The organism is Arenibacter catalasegens (assembly GCF_002909235.1).
Taxonomy (GTDB): domain Bacteria; phylum Bacteroidota; class Bacteroidia; order Flavobacteriales; family Flavobacteriaceae; genus Arenibacter; species Arenibacter catalasegens.
The window spans coordinates 135,882-160,524 of sequence record NZ_PHQQ01000001.1; the positions used below are offsets into that span (position 1 = coordinate 135,882).

At 37.8% G+C, this 24,643-nt stretch carries 19 protein-coding genes; 16 read left to right on the forward strand and 3 right to left on the reverse strand.

Annotation, left to right across the window (positions count from 1 at the left end):
* Positions 1-150 precede the first annotated feature (150 nt).
* From CWD90_RS00590 to CWD90_RS00610, 5 genes are all read left to right on the forward strand, one after another.
* Positions 151-2,250 (forward strand): beta-N-acetylhexosaminidase, encoded by a 2,100-nt coding sequence (locus CWD90_RS00590; RefSeq protein ID WP_103473984.1) that lies wholly within the window; start codon positions 151-153, stop codon positions 2,248-2,250.
* A 145-nt stretch (positions 2,251-2,395) separates the two neighbouring features.
* Positions 2,396-3,130, forward strand: coding sequence for a 23S rRNA pseudouridine(2604) synthase RluF (gene rluF / locus CWD90_RS00595; protein ID WP_103473985.1), 735 nt, complete (start codon positions 2,396-2,398; stop codon positions 3,128-3,130).
* A gap of 42 nt (positions 3,131-3,172) precedes the next feature.
* Complete coding sequence (locus CWD90_RS00600; protein ID WP_103473986.1) at positions 3,173-4,702, forward strand: bifunctional GNAT family N-acetyltransferase/carbon-nitrogen hydrolase family protein; 1,530 nt, start codon at positions 3,173-3,175, stop codon at positions 4,700-4,702.
* Positions 4,703-5,301: 599 nt separating this feature from the next.
* Positions 5,302-6,639: a carboxypeptidase-like regulatory domain-containing protein gene (locus CWD90_RS00605; RefSeq protein ID WP_103473987.1), complete on the forward strand. Its 1,338-nt coding sequence runs from the start codon at positions 5,302-5,304 to the stop codon at positions 6,637-6,639.
* 93 nt (positions 6,640-6,732) lie between these two features.
* Complete coding sequence (locus CWD90_RS00610; protein WP_103474227.1) at positions 6,733-7,788, forward strand: S66 peptidase family protein; 1,056 nt, start codon at positions 6,733-6,735, stop codon at positions 7,786-7,788.
* 116 nt (positions 7,789-7,904) lie between these two features.
* On the opposite strand, the gene recQ is transcribed toward CWD90_RS00610, so the two are convergent.
* On the reverse strand, positions 7,905-10,106 hold the full coding sequence (gene recQ, locus CWD90_RS00615; RefSeq protein WP_103474228.1) for a DNA helicase RecQ: 2,202 nt from the start codon (positions 10,104-10,106) through the stop codon (positions 7,905-7,907).
* Positions 10,107-10,315: 209 nt separating this feature from the next.
* Here recQ and CWD90_RS00620 point away from each other — a divergent pair, with 209 nt between their 5' ends.
* From CWD90_RS00620 to lptB, 3 genes are all read left to right on the forward strand, one after another.
* A complete protein-coding gene (locus CWD90_RS00620; RefSeq protein ID WP_103473988.1) occupies positions 10,316-11,281 on the forward strand; it encodes a KpsF/GutQ family sugar-phosphate isomerase in 966 nt (321 codons plus the stop codon).
* Positions 11,281-12,120 carry a twin-arginine translocase subunit TatC gene (gene tatC / locus CWD90_RS00625; RefSeq protein ID WP_103473989.1) on the forward strand — a complete coding sequence of 280 codons (840 nt, stop codon included), beginning with the start codon at positions 11,281-11,283 and terminating at the stop codon, positions 12,118-12,120. Before CWD90_RS00620 ends, tatC begins: the two co-directional genes overlap by 1 nt.
* 238 nt (positions 12,121-12,358) lie before the next feature.
* Positions 12,359-13,099, forward strand: coding sequence for an LPS export ABC transporter ATP-binding protein (lptB, locus tag CWD90_RS00630; protein ID WP_103473990.1), 741 nt, complete (start codon positions 12,359-12,361; stop codon positions 13,097-13,099).
* A 129-nt stretch (positions 13,100-13,228) separates the two neighbouring features.
* On the opposite strand, the gene CWD90_RS00635 is transcribed toward lptB, so the two are convergent.
* The gene (locus CWD90_RS00635; protein WP_103473991.1) at positions 13,229-13,990 is read right to left on the reverse strand and encodes a CDP-alcohol phosphatidyltransferase family protein; all 762 of its coding nucleotides are present in this window, start codon (positions 13,988-13,990) and stop codon (positions 13,229-13,231) included.
* Positions 13,991-14,188: 198 nt separating this feature from the next.
* On the opposite strand from CWD90_RS00635, the gene CWD90_RS00640 reads away from it, so the two are divergent.
* The 8 genes from CWD90_RS00640 to CWD90_RS00670 all read left to right on the forward strand — a co-directional run bounded on the left by CWD90_RS00640 (position 14,189) and on the right by CWD90_RS00670 (position 24,076).
* Positions 14,189-15,373, forward strand: coding sequence for a lipoprotein N-acyltransferase Lnb domain-containing protein (locus tag CWD90_RS00640; RefSeq protein ID WP_103473992.1), 1,185 nt, complete (start codon positions 14,189-14,191; stop codon positions 15,371-15,373).
* A gap of 8 nt (positions 15,374-15,381) precedes the next feature.
* Complete coding sequence (locus CWD90_RS00645) at positions 15,382-17,262, forward strand: ABC-F family ATP-binding cassette domain-containing protein (protein WP_103473993.1); 1,881 nt, start codon at positions 15,382-15,384, stop codon at positions 17,260-17,262.
* Positions 17,263-17,319: 57 nt separating this feature from the next.
* Positions 17,320-17,790, forward strand: coding sequence for a hypothetical protein (locus CWD90_RS00650; RefSeq protein WP_157941141.1), 471 nt, complete (start codon positions 17,320-17,322; stop codon positions 17,788-17,790).
* Between the two features lie 46 nt (positions 17,791-17,836).
* Positions 17,837-17,986, forward strand: coding sequence for a hypothetical protein (locus CWD90_RS23150; RefSeq protein WP_192877972.1), 150 nt, complete (start codon positions 17,837-17,839; stop codon positions 17,984-17,986).
* Positions 17,987-18,095: 109 nt separating this feature from the next.
* Positions 18,096-18,671, forward strand: a complete 576-nt coding sequence (locus tag CWD90_RS00655; RefSeq protein ID WP_103473995.1) for a cob(I)yrinic acid a,c-diamide adenosyltransferase — start codon at positions 18,096-18,098, stop codon at positions 18,669-18,671.
* A gap of 136 nt (positions 18,672-18,807) precedes the next feature.
* The gene (locus CWD90_RS00660) at positions 18,808-19,032 is read left to right on the forward strand and encodes a DUF2795 domain-containing protein (protein WP_013994285.1); all 225 of its coding nucleotides are present in this window, start codon (positions 18,808-18,810) and stop codon (positions 19,030-19,032) included.
* A gap of 172 nt (positions 19,033-19,204) precedes the next feature.
* Positions 19,205-22,564, forward strand: a complete 3,360-nt coding sequence (secA, locus tag CWD90_RS00665; RefSeq protein WP_103473996.1) for a preprotein translocase subunit SecA — start codon at positions 19,205-19,207, stop codon at positions 22,562-22,564.
* 303 nt (positions 22,565-22,867) lie between these two features.
* On the forward strand, positions 22,868-24,076 hold the full coding sequence (locus tag CWD90_RS00670; RefSeq protein ID WP_103473997.1) for a sensor histidine kinase: 1,209 nt from the start codon (positions 22,868-22,870) through the stop codon (positions 24,074-24,076).
* Positions 24,077-24,356: 280 nt separating this feature from the next.
* On the opposite strand, the gene CWD90_RS00675 is transcribed toward CWD90_RS00670, so the two are convergent.
* Positions 24,357-24,581 (reverse strand): hypothetical protein, encoded by a 225-nt coding sequence (locus tag CWD90_RS00675; protein WP_103473998.1) that lies wholly within the window; start codon positions 24,579-24,581, stop codon positions 24,357-24,359.
* Positions 24,582-24,643: the final 62 nt, after the last annotated feature.

Genomic DNA, 24,643 nt, shown 5'->3' on the forward strand with positions numbered 1-24,643 from the left:
TAAAAGATAAATCTACTGTGACTTACCGAGAAAATCTTTATTGCCTATTATCCAAAAAGATTTCATATTTGAATCTTATTCAATATTTTTACCAATTAATCAACATTTAAAGTAGCTATCCAAAAATATCAACTACCAATTAAAAGTCATATGAATAAAATAACAGGCATCTATCTTCTAACAATATCTATCTTACTTTTCTCCTGCAGTCAAAAGGAGAACAAATTGGGTGACTTTAAAGTACTGCCCCAACCTCAAGAATTTGTAGTAACCGGCTCTAGTTCCATATCCTTCGACCAAACCTTAAATGTTGTTGCCTTAAACAGTGAAGCATTACCCATAATTAACAAGGATATTATGATCCTTGACAATAATATAGGTAAGACTATTTTAAACTACGAAATAGATGCCAAATTAGATACCCCTGCGGAAGGGTACACCTTAGCCATTTCCGACCAACAAATTCATATAACCGGAAAGGATGAGGCTGGCTTGTTCTATGGTTTTAAAACATTGGAACAGTTATTCGTGGATTCCAAGGATCAAAAGGTAAACTTACCTTTGTGTCAAATAAAGGATTACCCTCTTTTGGCTTATCGTTCAATACAGTTGGACGTAAAGCATCATATGGAAAAGACGGAATACTATTATCAATTGCTGGATAAGTTTGCCAGCTACAAGATCAACGGCATCATATTGGAAATTGAGGACAAATTAAAATATAAACGTCAACCAATTGTTGCCTCAGAAGATGCTTTAAGTATCGAGGAGTGGAAAAAAATAAGCGAATATGCCAAAGCCCGTCATATAGAAATCAGTCCTCTGGTACAGGGATTGGGCCATGCGTCCTTTGTCCTAAAACATCCAGAATATATGGAACTTAGGGATAATCACGAAAGTGATTGGGCCTTTAATCCCCTGAATCCAAAAACTTACGAAGTCCAATTTGACCTCTATTTAGATGCTATGGAAGCTTTTCCATATGGCAAATATCTGCATGTGGGAGGTGACGAAGTACATACTACAGGAAGAGGAAGTAAGGAATCGCCGCTGAAATTGCAATTAATGTGGTTGGACAAAGTGGCCAAGTTTGCAGAGGAACACGGAAAAACGCCAATTTTTTGGGACGACATGCCCCTTAAGCAAGCAGATGTTTATGATCCTATGTTTAAAATGGAAATGACCCAGGCCGAGGTAGATCAAGTCTGGTTGGAGAATGAACATAAATTATTGGAATTCCTGGATATTTTCCCTAAGAATTGCATCTATATGCGATGGAACTACAGTTCTCCACAGGCACTAGGGAATGTTAAAGCCATGCAATGGTTTACGGATCACGGCCTTCAAGTAATGGGTGCTACTGCCGGTCAAACCAGATGGGTTTTAATGCCTCAGGAAGAAAGTAATATGGAAAATATCAGATCTTTCGCAGTAAGCTCCATAAATAGTGGTCTTAAGGGCCTATTATTAACTCTGTGGGATGATGATTCACCACATTTTGAATTGTATATGAGAGGCATTTTGGCTTTTGCAGAATATTCCTGGATCGGAGATAAGCGCAACAAAGAAGAAATTAAGGCTGCCTTTAGACAAAGAGAATACGGATATCCCCTTGCCGATGCAAACAGTACTTTTATTACTGAACTTGAAACACCCGTGGCATTCTGGAAAAACGCTTTGCTCAAGGGCAACAAGCGCAATTATCTTCCTTCCATGGATAATGCTATGGAAAAAGGGGTAATCGACTTTCCCAATAAAGAAAATGTAGGAGCATGGAGCCTGACCAACGAAGATCGGATAAAAACGGCGGCCGAAACACTATTACTGACCGACAGTATTGCCAAAAAAATAGAAAATGCCCGATCAATCGCACTGCGTAATGACCATAACCTACAAGTTTATGAGCAAGTGAACAAATTGGCCCAGTTCAGCCCAAAAATGCTACTGGCCCTAAGGGATTACGACATGGCAGAAAGTAGAGATGATATAATTGCTACGGCTTCCAAGCTAAAGGAGCTAGAGTCTGAATTTAGCTCTCTAAGAAATGATTTGGAAAAAGTCTACAGTAAAACACGAATTTTAACCAAACCGACTAATTATATTCTGGATCAGGACCATCACGCACATTTGGCCAACCAATCCATAAATTTCGATTGGCAATTCTATGCTGAAATATTGTTCTTTAAAAAATTGAACAATGAACTGGAAAAGGAAATTTATATGGAAAATGCAGATCCTTTAAAAAAATAGTCATTTACAAGAGTTCACCTGGATATAAATAGGAGCAAAAAAGAAAAGGTATAATATCTTGTGGCCGTGTTAACAAAAATGAAGGTTTAATTAAGTATATTTCGCCCATAAATCCGATTTAAAAAATCGGGATTAAGGAGTGTTTATGAAAGAGAAGGAAGCAACCCGAATAAACAAGTTTTTAAGTGAAATGGGCTATTGCTCCAGACGCGCTGCGGACAAACTTATTGATCAGGGTAGGGTCACCATTAATGGAAAAGTTCCGGAAATGGGAACAAAAATTACCGACATTGACGAAGTTCGCGTAGATGGCGAGCTTATCTCCGAACCCCAGGAAAAGCCGGTTTATATTGCTTTTAACAAACCCATTGGTATTGTGTGCACTACGGATACCAGGGTAGAAAAAGACAATATTATCGACTTTATTAATTATCCTAGCAGAATATTCCCTATTGGCAGATTGGACAAACCCAGTGAGGGACTAATTCTTTTGACCAATGACGGCGATATTGTAAATAAGATTTTACGAGCCAGAAATAAACATCAGAAAGAATATATAGTTACTGTAGATAGGCCCATCACTAAAGCTTTCCTTGAAAAAATGGCCAATGGTGTTCCCATCCTAGATCGGGTAACCCGAAAATGTGAAATCGAGGAAATCAACAAATTTCAATTTAGAATTGTACTAACACAAGGCCTTAACCGCCAGATAAGAAGAATGTGCGAGTATTTGGGTTACAATGTTACCGCCCTTAAGCGAATAAGAATCATGAATATTCAATTGGATGTTCCCGTTGGCAAATGGCGATATTTATCCGAAGTGGAGCTAAATGATATAAACGAGATGATTTCTGATTCAACAAAGACCCATCACAAGTAAAAGCAATTTATTTAACCCCTTATTAATTTTAAGCGTACGGCCATGAAGATGGAAGATATAGAAAATATTGAATTGGTATATTTAAGCCTAGATGATTATCAAGAGCTAAAATCGGCTATGATAGAATCGTATACCACAATGCCCGATGCCTACTGGAGAGAAAATCAGATAAACAATCTGATATCTAGATTTCCCGAAGGGCAAGTGGTAATTAAGGTCAATAACCAGATTGCAGGCTGTGCCCTATCGCTTATCCTAAATTATGATGAGTTCGAAGACAAACACACCTACCAACAAATTACTGGAAATTACACCTTCAACACCCACTCTCCCGATGGGGATATACTTTATGGCATCGATGTCTTTATAAAACCGGAATATAGGGGAATGAGGTTAGGCCGAAGGCTTTACGACTATAGAAAAGACCTTTGTGAACGTTTAAACCTCAAAGGGGTTGCCTTTGGTGGCAGAATCCCCAACTATCATAAATATATGGATACCCTGTCGCCTAAGGCGTATATAGAAAAGGTAAAGCGGAAGGAAATAAATGATCCTGTGCTTAATTTTCAGATATCCAATGATTTTCACCCCACCAAAATTTTGAAAAATTATTTGGACGGCGATTCAGCCTCAAATGATTATGCAGTGCTATTGGAGTGGGATAATATCTATTACGAAAAGAAAAATAAAAAGGCTAGTGTAATTAAAAAAGTGGTGCGGTTGGGGCTTATCCAGTGGCAAATGCGTTCCTATAAGAGTTTGGATGATGTACTTCAACAAGCAGAGTATTTTGTAGATGCGGTTTCCGGTTATCGCTCAGATTTTGCTTTGTTCCCCGAATTTTTTAACGCTCCCTTGATGGCGGAGAACAATCATTTGTCCGAGTCTGCTGCCATACGGGAATTGGCCAAACATACGGCCACCATTGTTCAGCGTTTCTCCGAATTGGCTATTTCCTATAACATCAATATTATTACAGGTAGTATGCCAGAAATAAAAGATGAAAGGTTGTACAATGTGGGGTATATCTGCAAAAGGGATGGTAGTAAGGAACGATATGAGAAATTACATGTAACTCCAGATGAAGCAAAGGTATGGGGCATGCAGGGAGGCACTGAATTAAAAGCTTTTGACACTGATTGTGGAAAAATAGGTGTGCTGATCTGTTACGATTCCGAATTTCCGGAATTAAGTAGACTATTGGCAGATGAAGGAATGGATATTTTATTTGTTCCCTTCCTAACAGATACCCAAAACGGATATTCCAGGGTACGATATTGCGCACAGGCCAGAGCCATTGAAAATGAATGCTACGTAGCGATCGCAGGCAGTGTAGGCAACTTGCCAAAGGTCCACAATATGGATATACAGTATGCCCAATCCATGGTTTTTACACCCTGTGATTTTGCCTTTCCTGCCAATGGCATAAAAGCAGAAGCAACACCCAATACCGAAATGATCTTAATCGTTGACCTGGATATAGATTTATTGAGAGAACTTAACCAATTTGGAAGTGTCAGAAATCTAAAAGATAGAAGATCCGATATTTTTGAGGTGCGCAGAAAGAAATAAACAAACTGGCAAACTTTCTACATCCTACTTAATGCTATTTCCGGCATACAAGTCAAATATGCTGCGTCCAGACATGAGCAAATCTATTTTCGACGAATCACTGGAGCACAAGCTTTTATATGTTTAATTCTTGATTCAATTGTAACTACTTCGCTAAATGTGCACGCAGAATAACCTGCGAATCATTCACGCTGTAGTTCACCGCACATAATAAATTAAAATAAGGCTCTTTATCTGGTCCGACAAAAATCAGACTCAATTAGCCAGGCCAATTCTTCAAATACCCTCTTAAAATTTTGTTTAAATTTTAAGAGGGTATTTCGTTAAAAATCATTAACTTAGGAAGACAGTCATTGGTTGATATATGCAATAGACGCTTAGCTTGAATCCATCTTTTACCAACCTTCACCAACAACATTTAAATTTATTGCTAATACCTCAATCAATACAACAGTGACATAATGTCTTTAAATTGTCTTAAATTAGTGTCATTTTGACATACACATAGGCGCGGTACAACATTTGCTCATTATTTTATTAGAATCTTAAGTTTAATTCAAAATATAAAAGTCATGTAGGTGATATAAAAAAAGAAAGCCATGAAACTCAAAAAAAATCCCTTTAAAAAAACCTCCCTTATAGCTACAATATTTATTTTGTTGTTCTTAGGGGTAACGCCCACCTTTTCGGCGGCAGTGCTGTACCAAGATGTGCAGGAACAGGAAAGTTCTTTTAACCAATATCAAGGTAAAATTATTGATAGCGAAACCAATAACCCATTGGTCTTTGCAAGCCTTACGATCGAAAACACCAATATAAGTACCGTTAGTAATACTGAGGGTTACTTCTCCTTAAAAGTTCCCAAAGAAATTAGTGAGGGGCAAATCATTGTGTCGTTTTTAGGCTATAGGACAAAAACAATCCCTTTAAGCCAACTTAAGGAAAATAAAAATGAAATTGCACTGGAGGTAAGCTTTACGGAATTATCCGAGGTAAGCCTTGCTGTTCCAAAAGATGCTAAAGCTCTTGTAAAGGAAACCTTGCAGAGAAAAGGTGATAATTATTTTGACGACCCTACCCTAATGACAGCTTTTTATAGGGAAACCATTAAAAAAAGAAGGAAAAACGTATCCTTGTCCGAGGCAGTTGTCAATATTTACAAATCTCCCTACAATTCGGATCGCAAGGATGCATTACAGCTTTATAAGGCGAGGAAAAGCACAGACTACAGCAGATTGGACACCTTGGCCATTAAACTGCAAGGTGGGCCATTTAACACCCTCTTTGTAGACATGATAAAATATCCACAATATATTTTTACGGAAGAAACATTTGATGATTATACCTTTAGTTTTGAAAACTCCACTATGGTAAACGACAAACTGATTTTTGTAATCAATTTTAAACAAAAAGAAGCAATATTAGACCCGCTTTACCAAGGAAAGCTGTACATAGATGCGGAGAACAAAATTCTGACCAGTGCCATTTATTCTCTAAACATCACAGATAGGGATGTGGCCTCTAAAATGTTCGTTCGTAGAAAACCCGCCCATGCCAACGTCTGGCCAACGGATATTGCCTACCGGGTAGACTATAGGGAAAAGGATGGAAAATGGTACTATGGTTATAGCAATGTCCTATTGGAATTCAAAATTAATTGGGACGACCGACTTTTCAATTCGATCTATAGTATGACCTGTGAAATGGCTATCACTGATTGGGAAAAGAACACCACTGGTGAGACTCCTAAATATAGGGACCGAATTAAGTCTTCCATAATTCTGGAGGATGAGGCTGTTGGATTCTCAGATCCTGATTTTTGGGGAGAGTATAATATCATTGAACCCGAAAAATCTATAGAATCCGCCATAAAGAAAATACAACGACAATTAAAAAGGGCTAAATCCAAAGAAGACTCATCATCCCTGGGCATGTAGTATTTATAACGTTATTTAGTGAAGTCTGCCATGGGAGTGGTGGACTTTTTTTTTGCAAATTTTCATATATTTAGGTGGCACATAATAACATACATGAAGAAAAGGAGACAGTTCTTTAAAACAGCACTAGGGGTAGGAATGGCAACTCTAATTCCGACTAGAATTTTGGCCAATTCCCAACCAACTCAATCGATTATTAAAATCATTAACCCTAAAGCTTTAAAAAAAGGGGATACCATTGGACTCATTGCCCCAGGTTATGCCATTAAACCAGAGATTTTGTTAGAAGCCAAAGAAACTTTGGAAAAAATGGGGTTTATACCTTTCCATACCCATCGCATACTTGGCAACCACGGGTACTTTAGCAATAGTGATACTGAAAGGGCAGCTGACTTAAACGAAATGTTTGCCAATAAAAATGTAGATGGAATACTTTGTGCCAGGGGAGGATACGGGTGTACTAGAATTATGCATATGATAGATTATGGCCTAATAAAGAAAAATCCAAAGGCAATAATTGGTTTTAGCGATATAACGGCTATTTTAAATGGCATTCATCAAGAAACCGGACTAATTACCTTTCACGGGCCAGTTGGGAGCACTATCAACGATGCATATAGTATTGAGCAGCTGCTCAATGTGGTAATGCAAACCAATGAATTGCCCATTATCAAAAATGTTGAAATAACAAAGCAGGAGGAATACCGCAAGGCAGAATACAATAGGTATTGCATTAACCCTGGTGTAGTACATGGAAAATTGGTAGGCGGTAGTTTAACACTGGTAAATGCCCTGATAGGAACACCACATGAAATTGATTTTACCGATGCCATAGTCTTTTTGGAAGATATTGAAGAAGCCCCCTATCGCATTGATAGAATGTTGACCCAATTAATTCAGGGTAAAACTTTTAATAAAGCTGCCGGATTTGTTTTTGGAGTTTTTAAAGGATGTGACAGTATCCCGAACACAAAATCGTTTACGCTCAAGGAGGTTATTATGGATAGGATCAAACCACTAGGTTTACCTGCAGTGTATGGCATGACATTTGGCCATATTGAAAACAATTTCACCTTGCCAATAGGTATAAACGCCAAATTAGACACTGATAAAATGACATTGCATTTATTGGAAAAAGCAGTCCAATAAAGATTTGGCACATAGCATAACACTATGGGCCTCAACTGCCAGAAGCTAGAAACTAGGGTTAATGTGCGAAGTTGGACCCTCCTAGTTAAATGTCCAAATCAACAATGCGACAGCCTTTAGTTGGCTACCTCACTTATAAACTTTAATCTATACAATCTTAGTTCTTCGTCTTCATAATCACCATCAAACTCCTTCAACGCCACTTCTAGGTCATCGGTCTGGGCCTCCAAGAAATAATCATGAATCTCTTCTTGTTGATCTTCATCCAAAATATCATCGATCCAATAGGCAATATTCAATTTGGTACCGCTAAAGACAATTTGTTCCATTTCCTTTATCAACTCTTTCAACTCCAACCCCTTAGCCGAAGCAATATCGTCCAATGGCAATTTTCTATCCACGTTTTGAATGATATATAGCTTCAAGGATGAATTGGCACCTGTACTTTTTACGATCAGATCATCTGGTCTTAATATGTTGTTATCCTCAACATAAGCAGCGATTTGATCCACAAATGGCTTACCGTACTTTTTCGCCTTACCTTCTCCAACTCCATAGATATTTACCAATTCATCTAAGGATATTGGGTATTTAAGGGCCATATCCTCTAAGGAGGGATCTTGAAATACTACAAAGGGCGGCACACCCAATTTATGGGCCTCTCTTTTTCTTAAGTCCTTTAAAATTTTCAGTAAATTGTTATCGGCCACACCACCAGACGCTTTAGCGGCGCTTACAATGGCATCATCAGCTTCCTTATTGTATACATGATCCATCGTCATCATAAATGATGTTGGATTCTTTACATATTCCTTACCTGCAGGAGTTACGTGCAGTATACCATATTGCTCAATTTCTTTTTTAAGCATTCCGGCAACAAGTGTTTGACGTATCAAGGCCATCCAATAGCCTTTATCTTTGTCCTTTCCACTTCCGAAGAATTCCTTTTCGTCTGTCCTATGTGATGAGATCAAGGCGTTTACCTTTCCCGTTAATGCCCTAACTATTTCTTTGGACTTAAATTTTTCACTGGTACCAGATACCACATTTATCAACTTTACCACATCCTCTGTCGCCTCTTGCTTTTCCTTGGGATTTCTGGTATTATCATCCATTTCAGCACCATCCCCATTAATTTCATCGAATTCCTCCCCAAAATAATGAAGTATGAATTTTCGGCGAGACATTGAGGTTTCAGCGTAACCCACAATTTCCTGAAGCAGTGCATTTCCGATTTCCTGTTCGGCTACCGGCTTTCCTGACATGAATTTTTCCAGTTTCTCCACATCCTTATAGGAGTAAAAGGCAAGACAATGTCCCTCTCCGCCGTCTCTTCCAGCCCTTCCGGTCTCCTGATAATAGCTTTCTATACTTTTGGGTATATCGTGATGAATAACAAAGCGTACATCTGGTTTATCAATACCCATTCCAAAAGCAATGGTTGCAACCACCACATCTACATCCTCCATTAAAAACATATCCTGATGCCTGGATCTAGTTTTACCATCCAATCCTGCATGATAAGGTACGGCACTAACACCGTTGACCTGCAGTACCTGGGCCAACTCCTCTACCCGCTTCCTGCTAAGACAATAAATAATACCGGACTTGCCAGAATTTTGCTTAACAAAACGAATAATATCCCCGTCAACATTTTGAGTCTTTGGCCTTATCTCATAATAAAGGTTAGGCCGGTTAAAACTGGCCTTAAATACCTTGGCATCTGTTATACCCAGATTCTTAATAATATCTTCCTGAACTTTAGGGGTCGCTGTGGCGGTAAGGGCAATCAAGGGAATATTGTCTCCCAACCTACCAACAATAGATTTAAGATTGCGGTATTCTGGCCTAAAATCGTGCCCCCATTCCGATATACAATGCGCCTCATCCACAGCAACAAAGGAAATTTTCTCCCCTTGTAAAAAGGCAACATATTCGTCCTTTGTCAATGATTCTGGCGCCACATATAAAAGTTTGGTCACCCCACTGCTTACATCCTGTTTCACTTGCTTGATCTCTGTCTTTGTTAAGGAGGAGTTCAAAACATGGGCCACCCCTATTTCACTGGACACGTCCCTAATAGCATCTACCTGATTTTTCATCAGGGCGATCAAAGGGGACACCACTATTGCAGTACCCTCCTGCATCAGCGCCGGCAATTGATAACACAGAGATTTCCCACCACCAGTGGGCATTATTACAAAGGTATTTTTACCCTGTACAATATTCTTTATAACATTTTCCTGTAAACCTTTGAATTCGGAGAATCCAAAATACTTTTTTAGAGAGGCATGTAAATCAATCTCACTTATACCCATACCGTACTTCACCATTTTGATTAATATATATTGGCACCAACACCAAAAAGAAATTCCTTAAGTTAAGGAATTTTTGTCTTTTTAATAAGTATTTATTATAAATAAATTTGTTCAAATTTAAAATTTACTATAAACTTAAGTTTATGTAATTTTGTATTATAAATATAAGACTTTCTTTTAGGAAAATCATCACATAATTTTAAATTACTTTGAGCAATACCAAAGCTATATTGGCCATAGCAAAGAAAACCATTGAAACTGAGGCCGAAGCAATATTCCATTTAGGATCTCTCCTAAACGAAGACTTTTCGAAAGCGGTGGAATGCATTAGACAATCCAAAGGAAGGGTTATAATATCGGGCATTGGAAAAAGCGCCCTAATTGCCTCTAAAATTGTTGCTACCCTAAATTCTACAGGCACTCCGTCTATTTTTATGCATGCTGCGGATGCAATCCATGGTGATCTTGGTACCGTTCAGAAAAACGATGTGGTTATTTGTATTTCCAAAAGTGGAAATACCGCAGAAATTAAAATGTTGGTACCCTTGATCAAAAGTGGCCATAACAAATTAATAGGAATGACCGGCAACCTAGATTCTTTTTTGGCCGTACAGGCCGACTATGTTTTGAATACCTATGTAGAAAAGGAGGCCTGCCCCAATAATTTAGCACCAACTACAAGCACAACCGCCCAATTGGTTATAGGTGATGCTTTGGCTATCTGCCTATTGGAACTAAAAGGTTTCAGCAGCAAGGACTTTGCAAAATACCACCCTGGTGGTGCCTTGGGCAAGAAGCTCTATTTAAGGGTAGGCGATATCTCTAGTAACAATCAGATACCCCAAGTGAATACCAACAGTGATGTAAAATCCGTAATTGTAGAAATCTCTGAAAAAATGTTGGGAGCTACCGCAGTATTGGAAAATAATAAAATAGTAGGCATAATTACCGATGGGGATATTAGGCGAATGCTCAATAAATATGATAATATCTATGGATTAACTGCCAAAGATATTATGAGCGCAACACCCAAAACCATTGCTACGGACGTGCTTGCCGTGAAAGCATTGGAATTAATGCAAGCCAAAAACATCTCACAATTATTGGTTGTTGAGGGGGAAAATTACAAAGGAATAGTACATTTACACAATTTAATTAAAGAAGGCATATTATAATGACAAAACAGATTAAGACCCCGAATGAAATGTCGTTCCTAGATCATTTGGAAGAACTAAGGTGGCATCTAATAAGATCAACTTTGGCCATAGTTATTATTGGAGGAGTAGCTTTTTTAATGAAAAGTTTTATTTTTGATACGGTCATTTTTGGGCCTATGATGCCAGATTTCCCGACTTACCACGTATTCTGCGACTTTTCCAAAATGTTGGGTTTTAGTGAAGCCTTTTGTAATAGTGAACCCGAGTTTACGGTACAGAGTAGACAAATGTCAGAACAATTTTCGGCCCACATTTGGACTTCTATTTGGGCTGGTTTTATCATTGGATTTCCCTATGTTTTATACGAATTGTGGAAATTTATTGCCCCAGGTCTACACGATAACGAGCGCCAGAATGCAAGAGGCTTTATTTTTATAGCTTCCGCACTTTTCTTTACTGGTGTATTGTTCGGTTATTATGTAGTAGCCCCTTTATCAATAAATTTCCTAGGAAGTTACTCTATAAGTGACTCCGTGGTAAGGGAAATAGACCTTCTCTCGTACATCGCCACCGTAAGGGCTTCGGTCATTGCTTGCGGTTTAATTTTTGAATTACCTATAATCATATATTTCTTGACAAAAATAGGTCTCGTTACTCCTGAAATACTGCGTAAATACAGAAAAATTGCCCTTGTAGTAGTACTTATTCTATCTGCTGTAATTACACCTCCTGATGTAGCTAGTCAAATTATTGTGGCTGTTCCTATATTAGTTCTCTACCAAGTAAGTATTTACATTTCCAAGGTGGTTTTGAGAAGAGATGCTAAGAGAGAAAAGAAAAGAGCGAAAGCGAGCTAAGAATTTAATTCCTGCTCTATTTTAAGAAAAATAAAAACCTTGGGCCGGTATCCAAAGAGATAATCCTTTTTAATAAGAGGTGATTTTAATTCTGGTTAACGAGACCCTTTTATAAACCAGCATTTAAAAATCCCTTGTTCATTTAGGGTGAAGATGGATTAAAAAGAAGGTTAAAAAAACTACAATATCTTTTCCTAAACTAATATAAGGCTTAGTTTTGGAGAATAGCAAAGGTACTATGAAGCTAAGAGCAGATAATATAATGAAGTCCTACCGAGGGCGACAAGTAGTTAAAGGAATTTCATTGGAAGTAAACCAAGGAGAAATTGTTGGTTTACTTGGTCCCAATGGTGCTGGAAAAACCACCTCTTTCTACATGATCGTAGGTTTGATCAAACCAAATGGAGGTAACATTTTTCTGGATAAAATGGAAATTACCCGCTTTCCCATGTACAAAAGAGCGCAAAATGGTATTGGATATTTGGCACAGGAAGCCTCTGTATTTAGGAAATTGAGCATCGAAAAGAATATACTAAGTGTACTGCAATTGACCAAGTTGAGCAAAAAAGAGCAGTTAATGAAGATGGAATCGCTCATAGAGGAATTTGGACTAGGCCATATTCGAAAAAACCGGGGCGATCTTTTATCCGGTGGAGAAAGAAGGAGAACAGAGATTGCCAGGGCATTGGCCACCGACCCTAAATTTATTTTATTAGATGAACCATTTGCTGGAGTTGACCCTGTTGCCGTTGAGGATATACAAAGAATTGTTGCCCAGCTTAAAAATAAAAATATAGGCATTTTAATTACCGATCATAACGTACAGGAAACATTGGCAATTACAGAACGTTCTTATTTAATGTTCGAGGGAGGTATCCTTAAATCTGGGATACCCGAAGATTTGGCTGCCGATGAGATGGTACGTAAGGTATATTTGGGACAGAATTTTGAACTTCGTAAAAAGAAACTGGATTTTTAGTTTTTTTTGAAACAACTTCCAAATCAAAAATAGTTATTGCCCTTATATTTCCCTAAGCCTATACCGGCGCTTTACCCATCTTTCTAAAAGTTACTGAAATCAATGGCTCCAAAGGGAAGATTACAACCCTTAAACTGTTTGCGGGCTATTCATATGATCCACTAAGGAACTAACAACATAGAAGGCAATTATGGCCGGAATAGCTATAAATTTCATGGTAAGTATCAGCACAAAACTTACTACAATAAATATATACCGCAGTGCATTATCCTTAAAGCCCCAATTATTAAACTTCAAGGCAAAAAGACTAATACGGGCATTCAATAAATAAGAACTCAAAAGTGTTGTACCTATCAAAAACCATTTATTTAGGATAATGGTATTTAATAAATCATTGTTGTGATAAAGTAATATTAGTGGGAAAGAAAGTATCAGCAGGGCATTAGCCGGGGTAGGTAGACCCACAAAGGAGGAAACCTGATTTTCATCCAAGTTAAATTTAGCCAAACGATAGGCCGAAGCAAGGGTAATCAGAAACCCAAAGAAAGGTAGCAAGGGAATATCAAATGCCGCCCACCTCATAGTCTCTGCCGAATCCAGTTGCAGTCCAATGTTCCATCCACCATTGTAAGACATACTCAATAGTTGAAACATCACGATACCAGGCACCAATCCGCTAGTAATCATATCGGCAAGGGAATCCAATTGCAATCCCAATTCACTTTTTACATCCAAAACACGAGCTGCCAATCCATCAAAAAAATCAAAAAAAATGCCTAAGAAAACAAAAACCGCCGCCATCTCCAACTTGTTCAGAACGGCAAACACAGTGGCTACACAACCGCAAAAAACATTTAGCAGGGTTATAATATTTGGAATATGGCGTTTCATAGAACTGGTTTTAAATAATTTAGAACCTAAATCTGCATCTTACAGTTTTGGTATCGTCGTGTAAAAATACCATTTATATAAAAATGCTGTTAAAATATATCTTGTTTTTTATAATACACTAGGCTATGCCCCACAATTCCTTTAAATTATTCGATATTTGCGTTGATATTTTCAAAAAATAGTGGATTTCAACAGTATATGCGGATACAGATTCTTATTTATACATTTCTTTTAGGCCTAATATCCTTCGGCTATGCGCAGGTTCGGGAACTAACCCCCGAGGCCCAAATAAGCGTTTTAACATGTGGTACTGGAAGTGACCTATACACCACATTTGGCCATAGTGCCTTTAGGATACAGGATCCTGCACAAGGAGTGGACTGGGTATACAACTACGGGACTTTTAATTTTGACCCACCAATGTTCTATGTAGAGTTCGCTACGGGTAAATTGTTCTATTCTCTGAGCAAGCAGAACATGCCCAATTTCTTATACGCATACGAATTGGAGAACAGATGGGTAAAGGAACAACTCTTAAAGCTTACTCCCATTCAAAAAAATGAATTGTTCCAATTTTTGGAAAACAACTATCGCCCTGAAAACAGAGATTATAAATACGATTTCTTTTTTAACAATTGCGCCACTAAAATAGGCGATGTATTACAAGAAGCCTTAGGTGAAAAGTTACTTTTCAAAGATGATCATTTAGAAAAAGAGTACACCTTCAGACAACTTATCCACCAAAACCTAATCACCAATTCTTGGTCTAGCTTCGGAATTGATTTGGCCTTAGGGGCCGTAATCGACAGGACAGCCACTGTAAAAGAACATATGTTCTTACCTATATATGTAATGCAACAATTGGACAATACCACCTTGGCCGACCATGAGCTTGTACTTAGGGAAAGAACCATATTAGAGTCCGTAAAAAAGAAGGGAAAGGGGTACTTTTTGGCTTCCCCCCTATTCTGGATCTTGGCAATGCTAGTGTTGGTACTGGCCATAACTTATATTGATTATAAAAACCAAATTAGAAGCAGGGTGATCGATTCCCTGTTATTTTTCGTGACCGGTCTGGCCGGTGTCCTATTAATTTTCCTTTGGTTTTTTACGGACCACAGCGCTACAGCCAACAACTTTAATATTTTATGGGTATTCCCTTTAAATTTAATTGTTGGTTTCGTTATTATAAAAAAGAAGAATACCCCTAATTGGCTGCCCAATTACCTATTATTTCTATTGGGCTTATTGGGCTTGACCCTAATATTAGCAATATTTAAGATACAGGTGTTCTCCCCCCTAACCATACCACTTTGGATCATGCTGGGCGTAAGATATCTTTTTTTATGGAAGTATTTCCAGCAACAAATCAGTATAAAATAATACCTTAGATGAACCTACTTACCGTAGAAAACATATCCAAGTCATTTGGCGAGTTATCACTTTTTTCAAATATTTCTTTTGGCATCAATAAGGATCAAAAGATTGCACTTATTGCTAAAAATGGTAGTGGAAAAACTTCCATCCTTAATATACTATCCGGCAAAGATGCTTCGGATACGGGTCAAATCAATAGCCGAAAAGGCATTCGAATTTCATTTTTGGAACAAGAACCTGATTTAGACCCTCTATTAACCGTAGAGGAAACCATATTCGCATCGGACAACGATGTTTTGAAAGTTCTTCGAAACTACGAACATGCACTACTGAATCCGGAAGACGAAAATGCCTATCAAAAGGCTTTTGAAGCCATGGAACGCTATGATGCTTGGGATTTTGAAACCCAATACAAGCAGATACTTTTCAAATTAAAACTGGAAGATCTTGATGTTAAAGTAGGACTACTTTCCGGAGGACAAAAGAAGCGATTAGCCCTGGCCAATGCCCTTATCAACAGGCCCGAATTGCTAATACTGGATGAACCTACCAACCATTTGGATCTTGAAATGATCGAGTGGCTGGAACAGTATTTTGCCAAGGAAAATATGACCTTGTTTATGGTTACCCATGATCGATATTTCCTGGAACGCGTTTGCAATGAAATCATTGAGTTGGACAACGGGCAACTGTATTCCTACAAGGGAAATTATTCCTATTATTTGGAAAAAAGAGAGGCACGGATAGAACAGGAGGTGGTAGAACAGCACAAGTCCAAAATTTTATTTAAAAAAGAATTGGATTGGATGCGCAAACAACCAAAAGCACGAACTACAAAATCGAAATCAAGAATCGATGATTTTCACACCATAAAGGAAAAGGCGAGTCAACGTAGAAAAGAGCACGAGGTACAGCTGGAGATTAATATGGAACGCATGGGGAGCAAAATTGTAGAGCTACATAAAATATCCAAATCCTTTCCCAATAAACCCATTCTGGATAAATTTGAATATAATTTCCTCAAAGGAGAGCGAATCGGCATAATTGGAAAAAATGGTACCGGAAAATCTACCTTTTTAAATTTAATAAGTGGTACGGAACAACCTGATAGTGGCAAGGTCATTACAGGGGAAACCATTAAGTTTGGCTATTACACCCAAAAGGGGATTACCATTAAAGAAGGTCAAAAGGTTATTGATGTTATTCGCGAATTTGGGGATTACATTCCCTTAATGAAAGGAAAGCAAATTTCTGCCCAACAATTATTGGAACGTTTTCTATTCGACCGTAAAAAGCAATATGATTTTGTTGAAAAATTAAGTGGCGGTGAGCGCAAGCGTTTATATTTATGTACCGTATTGATACAAAATCCGAACTTTCTAATCTTGGATGAACCTACAAACGATTTAGACATAGTTACCCTAAACGTATTGGAAAGCTTTCTACTTGATTTCCCTGGATGCCTTCTGGTAGTTTCCCATGACCGTTATTTTATGGACAAGATTGTAGACCACCTTTTTGTTTTTAGGGGGGATACCGAAATTGAGGACTTCCCGGGCAATTATTCAGATTTCAGATCCTATGAAGATAGTAACGTACAGGAAAGCAAGGCTATTAAGGAAAAGGCGGTCGAAGTAAAAAACTCCAAAACCACCTGGAAATCGGAAGAAACAGAAAAGAAACTTTCCTTTTTGGAACAAAAGGAATACAAACAATTGGAAAAGGAAATACAAAAACTGGAATCCAAAAAGGAAGTAATCCAGAATAAATTTACAGACAACACATTGTCAGGTGATGATATTTCCAAATTATCCATACAATTAAAAGAAATTACCGATACCATAGAAGAAAAAACGGAACGCTGGTTCAAACTTTCAATGTCCATGGACGCATAGTCCTTTAAAAAAGCGTCTAAGATGTTTTATCGCCTTTTCTCTTTTTTAAAATTTTGGATGGCTTCGAGCAACCAACACGGGGTACACTCCCCTTTTGTGTACCACTATGTTACACAGTGCCTTTATGCAGCCCCTAATTTCAATGGCAACAGGTCCCATAACATACTGCTTAAAACAGTAAACTATTTTAAAATAACCAAAATACAATTGACTCCCAATAGTATCGATTTAGAGAGGAAATTAACCAAAAACCTAAAGGGAGTAACTAGTGTAAATAGTTCCGGTGAATTAATCTTTTTAGGTACGCTGGACAGTGAAGCCATAGAACAAAATATTGTTCAAAACGTTCACCTTTCCCACGATACTATTGTTTATGTAGATAACATATACAAAACAGCGAATACTAATAAACTGTGGAGAAGTATAAAGGAATTAGAGCAGGTAAGGGTAACCATAGACCTATTTTACGGTGGATTGGTATTTTTCCGCACAGGACAGGTAAAGGAGCATTTTAAGATTCGGATTTAAACCCGTATTTTTATAAGTCATTAAAGAAAATCCAAAAATTTGACCAATGGACTACATCATTTACATAGTGCTCGCCGTTCTTGGTCTTATTTTCTTAGTAACAAAAGGACTTACCAAGAGAAAGTCTAAGGATAGGAAATCGAGAAAATTTATGGAAGATTACAGCAGAGGAGATAGAAACAAGCCAAAAGACTAACTTTTTTACTGTACTAGCATTGCCCAATAAATACCTTACTGTTGAATGCCAACAATGACGGCCGAAGAACTAAAGAATAAACCTTTCAAACTAATATGCACCCATCTACATGAAAATATATACCAAAACAGGGGATGATGGCACAACGGGGCTGTTTGGAGGCACCCGCGTACCCAAACATCACATCCGAATAGAAAGTTACGGCACATTGGACGAGCTTAATTCGTGGGTTGGATTGATCAGGGACCAAGATATAGCGGAGGATTCCAAGGAAATTTTGATAAAAATACAAGAGAAATTATTTACGGTAGGAGCCTTATTGGCCATTGACCCTAAAAAGGAAAAACTTAAAAGCGGGAAAGACCGATTAAATATTCCAAAAATCAATATTGAGGATTTAAATATGTTGGAGCAAGAAATAGACAAAATGGAATTGAATTTGCCGCCTATGACCCATTTCATCCTTCCTGGCGGACACACAACGGTGTCATATTGTCATATAACTAGGACCATATGCCGTAGGGCGGAGCGTTTGGTCTCCCACTTAAACGATTTTGAACCGGTAGATTCTTTTATATTGTCCTATATAAACAGACTTTCAGATTTCCTCTTTGTATTGGCACGGAAATTGACCCATGATAAACAAGCAGAGGAAATAAAGTGGATTCCAGAGAAACAAGACTAATAAATTCGTTAAATCTTCGTTATCAAAATATTAAAGCGATAACATTCGATATTAAATAAATGAATTTTATGCAAAAAAACTTGGTAGTCTCAGTTTAAAAATTACTTTTGCAAAATATTAAAAATAAATAATTACGATGTATTGGACATTAGAATTAGCATCTTACTTAAGTGATGCACCCTGGCCCGCAACAAAAGACGAATTGATAGATTACTCAATTAGAACCGGTGCTCCGTTGGAGGTTGTAGAAAACCTACAATCGATGGAGGAAGAAGGAGGGGAAATTTATGAATCAATTGAGGAGATTTGGCCAGACTACCCTACAGAAGAAGACTATCTTTGGAACGAGGACGAGTATTAAAATATTAACGGAATTACAACAAAAAAGTCTCATATGAGGCTTTTTTTTTACGTAATTTTGATATTGGAAAATCTTATTTCCAAAAGATAGCATTACACGTGCCAACTAAAAAAATGTGCATACACATGGGAAATGGCTGTAACGACGCCTTTCATTAATAACAGAAAACATTATGAGTTTTTTAAATTCGGTATTAAAGGTATTTGTAGGGGATAAATCAAAGAAGGATGTCAAAGACCTACAACCTTTAGTTAATCACATAAAATCTTTCGAAGCCTCGTTGGAAATATTAAGCCACGATGAACTTCGGGAAAAGACAACTTTTTTCAAAAATAGGATAAAGGAAGACTGTAAAGATCTCAACGACCAAATAGACAAGCTACTAGACGAGGTCAAGGCTTCTGCAGATATAGATAAGAACGAAGATATATACGCGGACATAGACAAACTTAAGGAAGAGATTTATACCATTTCAGAAATTGCCTTAACGGATATGTTGCCAGAAGCATTTGCAGTTGTAAAAGAAACAGCAAAACGCTTCGCCAATAATGAAACGCTCACAGTTAAGGCCTCGGAGTTCGATAGATTACTTTCAGGTTCAAAGGATTATGTTACCCTTAATGGCGATGATGCAACTTGGAGAAATTCTTGGGATGCAGCAGGAAAGCAGGTTACTTGGGATATGGTCCATTACGATGTGCAATTAATTGGAGGTATTGCCCTGCATCAAGGTAAGATTGCCGAAATGCATACTGGAGAAGGTAAAACCTTGGTAGCTACCCTCCCTTTGTATTTAAATGCACTTACTGGTAAGGGGTCGCATTTAGTAACAGTGAATGACTACTTGGCCAAAAGGGATAGTGCTTGGATGGCTCCAATCTTTGAATTCCACGGACTTTCAGTGGACTGTATAGATAAACACCAACCCAATTCTGACGGACGAAGGGCTGCCTATAACTCCGATATTACTTATGGCACCAATAACGAGTTTGGCTTTGATTATCTTAGGGATAATATGGCCCATACGCCTAGCGATTTGGTTCAAAGACCACACAATTATGCCATAGTGGATGAGGTGGATTCGGTACTTGTAGATGATGCCCGTACCCCATTAATTATTTCAGGCCCAGTACCTGAAGGTGACCGTCACGAATTTAATGAGCTAAAACCAAAAGTAGGTGATATCGTTAATAAACAACGTGCCTATTTAACAGGTGTATTGGCAGAGGCGAAAAAATTAATTACCGAGGGAGAAACCAAAGAGGGTGGTTTCCTATTGCTGAGAGTTTATAGAGGCCTTCCAAAGAACAAAGCCCTGATCAAATTCTTAAGTGAAGAAGGGGTTAAACAATTGCTGCAAAAGACCGAGAACTTCTATATGCAGGACAACAATCGTGAAATGCCTAAGGTAGACGCAGAACTTTGGTTTGTTATCGATGAAAAAAATAATCAGATAGAACTTACCGAAAAGGGAGTGGAATATATTTCGGGAGATGGTGAAAGGGACTTTTTTGTAATGCCGGATATTGGCAATGAAATAGCCAAAATTGAAAATCAAGAACTTGAAATTAACAAGGAAGCCGAATTAAAGGAAGAATTGTTCAAGGATTTTGCTATAAAAAGCGAACGTATCCATACCATGAACCAGCTTTTAAAAGCATATACACTTTTTGAAAAAGATGTGGAGTATGTAGTAATGGAAAACAAGGTAATGATCGTGGATGAACAAACGGGCCGTATTATGGATGGTCGTCGTTATTCAGATGGTTTGCACCAAGCCATAGAAGCTAAGGAAAATGTGAAGATCGAGGCAATGACACAGACCTTTGCCACGGTAACCCTGCAAAACTACTTTAGAATGTACAGCAAACTGTCTGGGATGACAGGTACAGCGGTTACAGAAGCAGGGGAGTTTTGGGAAATATACAAGTTGGATGTTATGGAAATACCTACCAACAGGCCTATTGCTCGAGACGATAGACAGGACTTAATCTACAAGACCAAACGCGAGAAGTACAATGCCATAATAGATGAGGTAACCAAAATTTCACAGTCCGGCAGACCGGTACTTATAGGTACAACATCCGTAGAGATCTCGGAATTGCTTTCCCGTATGTTGACCATTAGGAAAGTACCACACAACGTACTTAACGCAAAATTGCATAAAAAGGAAGCGGATATCGTAGCTGAAGCCGGAAATGCCGGCATAGTAACCATTGCCACCAACATGGCAGGTCGTGGTACGGATATTAAACTAAGTACAGACGTAAAAAAAGCAGGAGGTTTGGCTATTGTAGGTACTGAACGTCATGATTCCAGAAGGGTAGACAGACAGCTCAGAGGGCGATCAGGACGCCAGGGAGACCCAGGAAGCTCTCAATTCTACGTTTCCTTGGAAGACAACCTTATGAGGTTATTTGGTTCGGACAGGGTTGCTAAAATGATGGACAAAATGGGACTGGAAGAAGGCGAGGTTATTCAGCATTCCATGATGACCAAATCTATAGAGAGGGCACAGAAAAAAGTAGAGGAAAACAATTTTGGTGTACGTAAAAGATTGTTGGAATATGACGATGTTATGAATGCCCAAAGGGAGGTAGTCTATAAAAGAAGACGCCATGCCTTACAAGGAGAGCGTTTAAAAGTAGACATTGCCAATATGATCTATGACACCTGTGAGGTAATTTCGGATACCAATAAGGCAGCCAGTGACTATAAAAATTTTGAGTTCGAGCTTATAAAATATCTCTCCATTACCTCTCCCGTTAGCGAAAACGAATTTGACAAAATGGGAGTACAGGAAATAGCGAACGTTATTTATAAAACAGCCTATGCACAGTACAAGGACAAAATGGAGCGCAATGCCGCCACAGCCTTCCCTGTAATCAAAAATGTGTTTGAGGACAATGCCAATAAGTTTGAAAGGATTGTGGTGCCATTTACAGATGGTATTAAATCTCTGAATGTAGTAACTAATCTGCATGACGCTTATGAGAGCAATGGCAAACAATTGATAACTGATTTTGAAAAGAACATTTCCCTTGCCATTATAGATGATTCATGGAAAACACATCTTCGAAAAATGGACGAGTTAAAACAATCCGTTCAATTGGCAGTGCATGAACAAAAGGATCCTTTGCTGATTTACAAATTTGAGGCCTTTGAACTTTTCAAAGGAATGATCGAAAAGGTAAACAAAGAGATCGTTTCCTTTTTATTCAAAGGGGAACTACCCAATCAAAGTCCCGAAATTCAAGAAGCCAGAAATATTCGCAAACCCAAGGAAAATTTAAAGACCTCTAAGGAAGAAATTCCGAACAGTGATGAAATGTCCGCCCAAAGTAGGGCCGTTGGCCAAAACCAAGGTGGAAGACCACAGGTAACGGAAACCATTGTAAGGGAAAAAGCTAAAATAGGTAGAAACGAAAGGATTACCATTAAAAATGTAATGTCCGGGGAAAGTAAAACGGTAAAGTATAAACAGGCCGAGCCGTTATTGGACAAAGGAGATTGGGTAATTATAGAAGAATAACAAAAACCCCCTTTCCTTTACAAAAGCTTATTAATGCAAAATAAAAAAGCGACAGGTGTATACGCCTGTCGCTTTTTTATTGTCCAAATTTTAATATATTTATGACAAAACTAAAGCTTTTTCCTACAGTAAAGGAAATAATTAAATTGCATAAAAAAAATTAGCCGTATATTGATATATCAGAAATACAACTTACTTTTTGGGTGTGTACGTCATTAATATATTGTTTTAACCTTAAAATTCATTACGCTTTAATTCAAACGATTATCTTTACTGCAGAATACAACCATTAACCATTTTTTAATGCAAATACCCATTCAGGATCAGTACCGACTGCAGGACAAAGTCCGTTTAACGTTAAGGGTTAACTATATCTCCTCTGTCCTTTCAATTGTTTTCGGTATTGTATGCATCTATTTCCTTAAAATCACACAGATAATCCCAGCTATTTTCATTGCATTTGGCGTCCTTAACCTGGCCAACACCCTTTTGTTTCACAAACATAAAACACTAGCCTTAACATATAATTTTACGTCGATAATGGCCTTGGCCGCTTCTGTTATTATTACCATATACAGTGGCGGAATTAACAGTCCCTTTATTTTTGTACTGGCACTGGTGGTTTTTGCCGGATATATGAGCACAAAGGTGTATGGGAGGGTTTACTTAAATTTGAACCTACTTATTATTATCCTTATTTATTCCCAAAATGTAGCGGAATTTAGTTTTACAGAGAACATGGTGCCTGCTCAAAGTAAAAATATGTTTGCCCTTTTTAGTATTCTCTTTTCTGTATACCTATTAGGGGGTGTCATTGGAAAAAACCTCCTTAAGGCCCATAACGAATTACACAAGATCAGGAACGAAAATGAAGCACGTATCAAAGAAAAGGATACTCTTTTAAAGGAAATACACCACAGGGTAAAGAACAATCTTCAAACGGTATCCAGCCTACTAAGTCTGCAGTCCAGAAGTATTGATGAGCCCAAGATTAAAACTTTGATAAAAAGCAGTCAAAATAGGGTGATTTCAATGGCCATGGTTCATGAGATGTTGTATATGCGACATGATTTATCCAAAATTGAATACAAGTCTTATGTAGAGGAATTAAGTGATTATTTATTAAGATCCTTTAAAGGCTCAGACAACAATATAAGCTTAAACATCATTATACCAGATATTAAATTGGGGATAGATACAGCAATACCATTAGGTCTATTGATCAATGAGGTTATTACCAATGCCCTCAAATATGGGATAAAGGACAACGAAGAAGGTGAGATACATATAGAACTTTTAAAATCCAATGATAAGGATTACGTACTTTATATTGGAGATAATGGCGAAGGCTTTCCAGAAAACATAAGCCATAAGAATACCAAGTCCTTGGGCCTAAAACTTATCCATAATCTGGCCCGACAGTTAAAGGGGTCTATAAATAGGGATATGTCAAAAAAGGGTACAAACTACATTGTGAAATTTTCAGATATACAGCAGACATTTAAGACTTAAGCCTTCCACTGGAAACCTTCCAAATTCTTAATAGAGTCCTATTTTTAATCACCGGCATTTTAGGTTCGAAATTAATCGACTTTAATTCGGTAATGACACAAAGATGCCTTATTTCCTTTCCTGTTTCACTGGCACTTTTAATGGACGAAGAACACCCTTTGTTTTTGGAAAAACAATGATATAACTAAGACAAAGTGCGATGGTAACTAAAATTGCAAATAACATCATAGGGGTCAAATTTAGTACTACATTTCTGTAGTAGTCGGTTAATAATTGCTAATTAAGCCAATTTAGCTTTGTTTAATTTGGTAGTGAAAGCCAATTCCTTTGTTACCCTAGAGTTTTTGAACATATACAAACGGGCAACGCTGTTTTCGTTTTTCACAGCAACTTTTGTAACGATAGGCATGGCAACATTCTCAACTTTTACCTCGCTACTACCGTTTTGAGCATGAGCAGCTAAACCGATAAAAAAAATAAAGATTAAAGTTAAAATGGTTTTCATGACTTGCGTTTTGTTATATATATAACTTGGGCAAGTGTATTTTTATAAGTATGATTCGTTGA

Coding starts and splice junctions, on each gene's coding strand:
- tatC (WP_103473989.1), top strand. CDS start 11,281: ATGACAAAACAGATTAAGACCCCGAATGAAATGTCGTTCCTAGATCAT.
- CWD90_RS00610 (WP_103474227.1), top strand. CDS start 6,733: ATGAAGAAAAGGAGACAGTTCTTTAAAACAGCACTAGGGGTAGGAATG.
- CWD90_RS00600 (WP_103473986.1), top strand. CDS start 3,173: ATGAAGATGGAAGATATAGAAAATATTGAATTGGTATATTTAAGCCTA.
- lptB (WP_103473990.1), top strand. CDS start 12,359: ATGAAGCTAAGAGCAGATAATATAATGAAGTCCTACCGAGGGCGACAA.
- CWD90_RS00640 (WP_103473992.1), top strand. CDS start 14,189: ATGCGGATACAGATTCTTATTTATACATTTCTTTTAGGCCTAATATCC.
- rluF (WP_103473985.1), top strand. CDS start 2,396: ATGAAAGAGAAGGAAGCAACCCGAATAAACAAGTTTTTAAGTGAAATG.
- CWD90_RS00655 (WP_103473995.1), top strand. CDS start 18,096: ATGAAAATATATACCAAAACAGGGGATGATGGCACAACGGGGCTGTTT.
- CWD90_RS00660 (WP_013994285.1), top strand. CDS start 18,808: ATGTATTGGACATTAGAATTAGCATCTTACTTAAGTGATGCACCCTGG.
- CWD90_RS00590 (WP_103473984.1), top strand. CDS start 151: ATGAATAAAATAACAGGCATCTATCTTCTAACAATATCTATCTTACTT.
- CWD90_RS00635 (WP_103473991.1), bottom strand. CDS start 13,990: ATGAAACGCCATATTCCAAATATTATAACCCTGCTAAATGTTTTTTGC.
- CWD90_RS00675 (WP_103473998.1), bottom strand. CDS start 24,581: ATGAAAACCATTTTAACTTTAATCTTTATTTTTTTTATCGGTTTAGCT.
- CWD90_RS00650 (WP_157941141.1), top strand. CDS start 17,320: ATGGCTTCGAGCAACCAACACGGGGTACACTCCCCTTTTGTGTACCAC.
- CWD90_RS00645 (WP_103473993.1), top strand. CDS start 15,382: ATGAACCTACTTACCGTAGAAAACATATCCAAGTCATTTGGCGAGTTA.
- CWD90_RS23150 (WP_192877972.1), top strand. CDS start 17,837: ATGGACTACATCATTTACATAGTGCTCGCCGTTCTTGGTCTTATTTTC.
- secA (WP_103473996.1), top strand. CDS start 19,205: ATGAGTTTTTTAAATTCGGTATTAAAGGTATTTGTAGGGGATAAATCA.
- CWD90_RS00670 (WP_103473997.1), top strand. CDS start 22,868: ATGCAAATACCCATTCAGGATCAGTACCGACTGCAGGACAAAGTCCGT.
- recQ (WP_103474228.1), bottom strand. CDS start 10,106: ATGGGTATAAGTGAGATTGATTTACATGCCTCTCTAAAAAAGTATTTT.
- CWD90_RS00605 (WP_103473987.1), top strand. CDS start 5,302: ATGAAACTCAAAAAAAATCCCTTTAAAAAAACCTCCCTTATAGCTACA.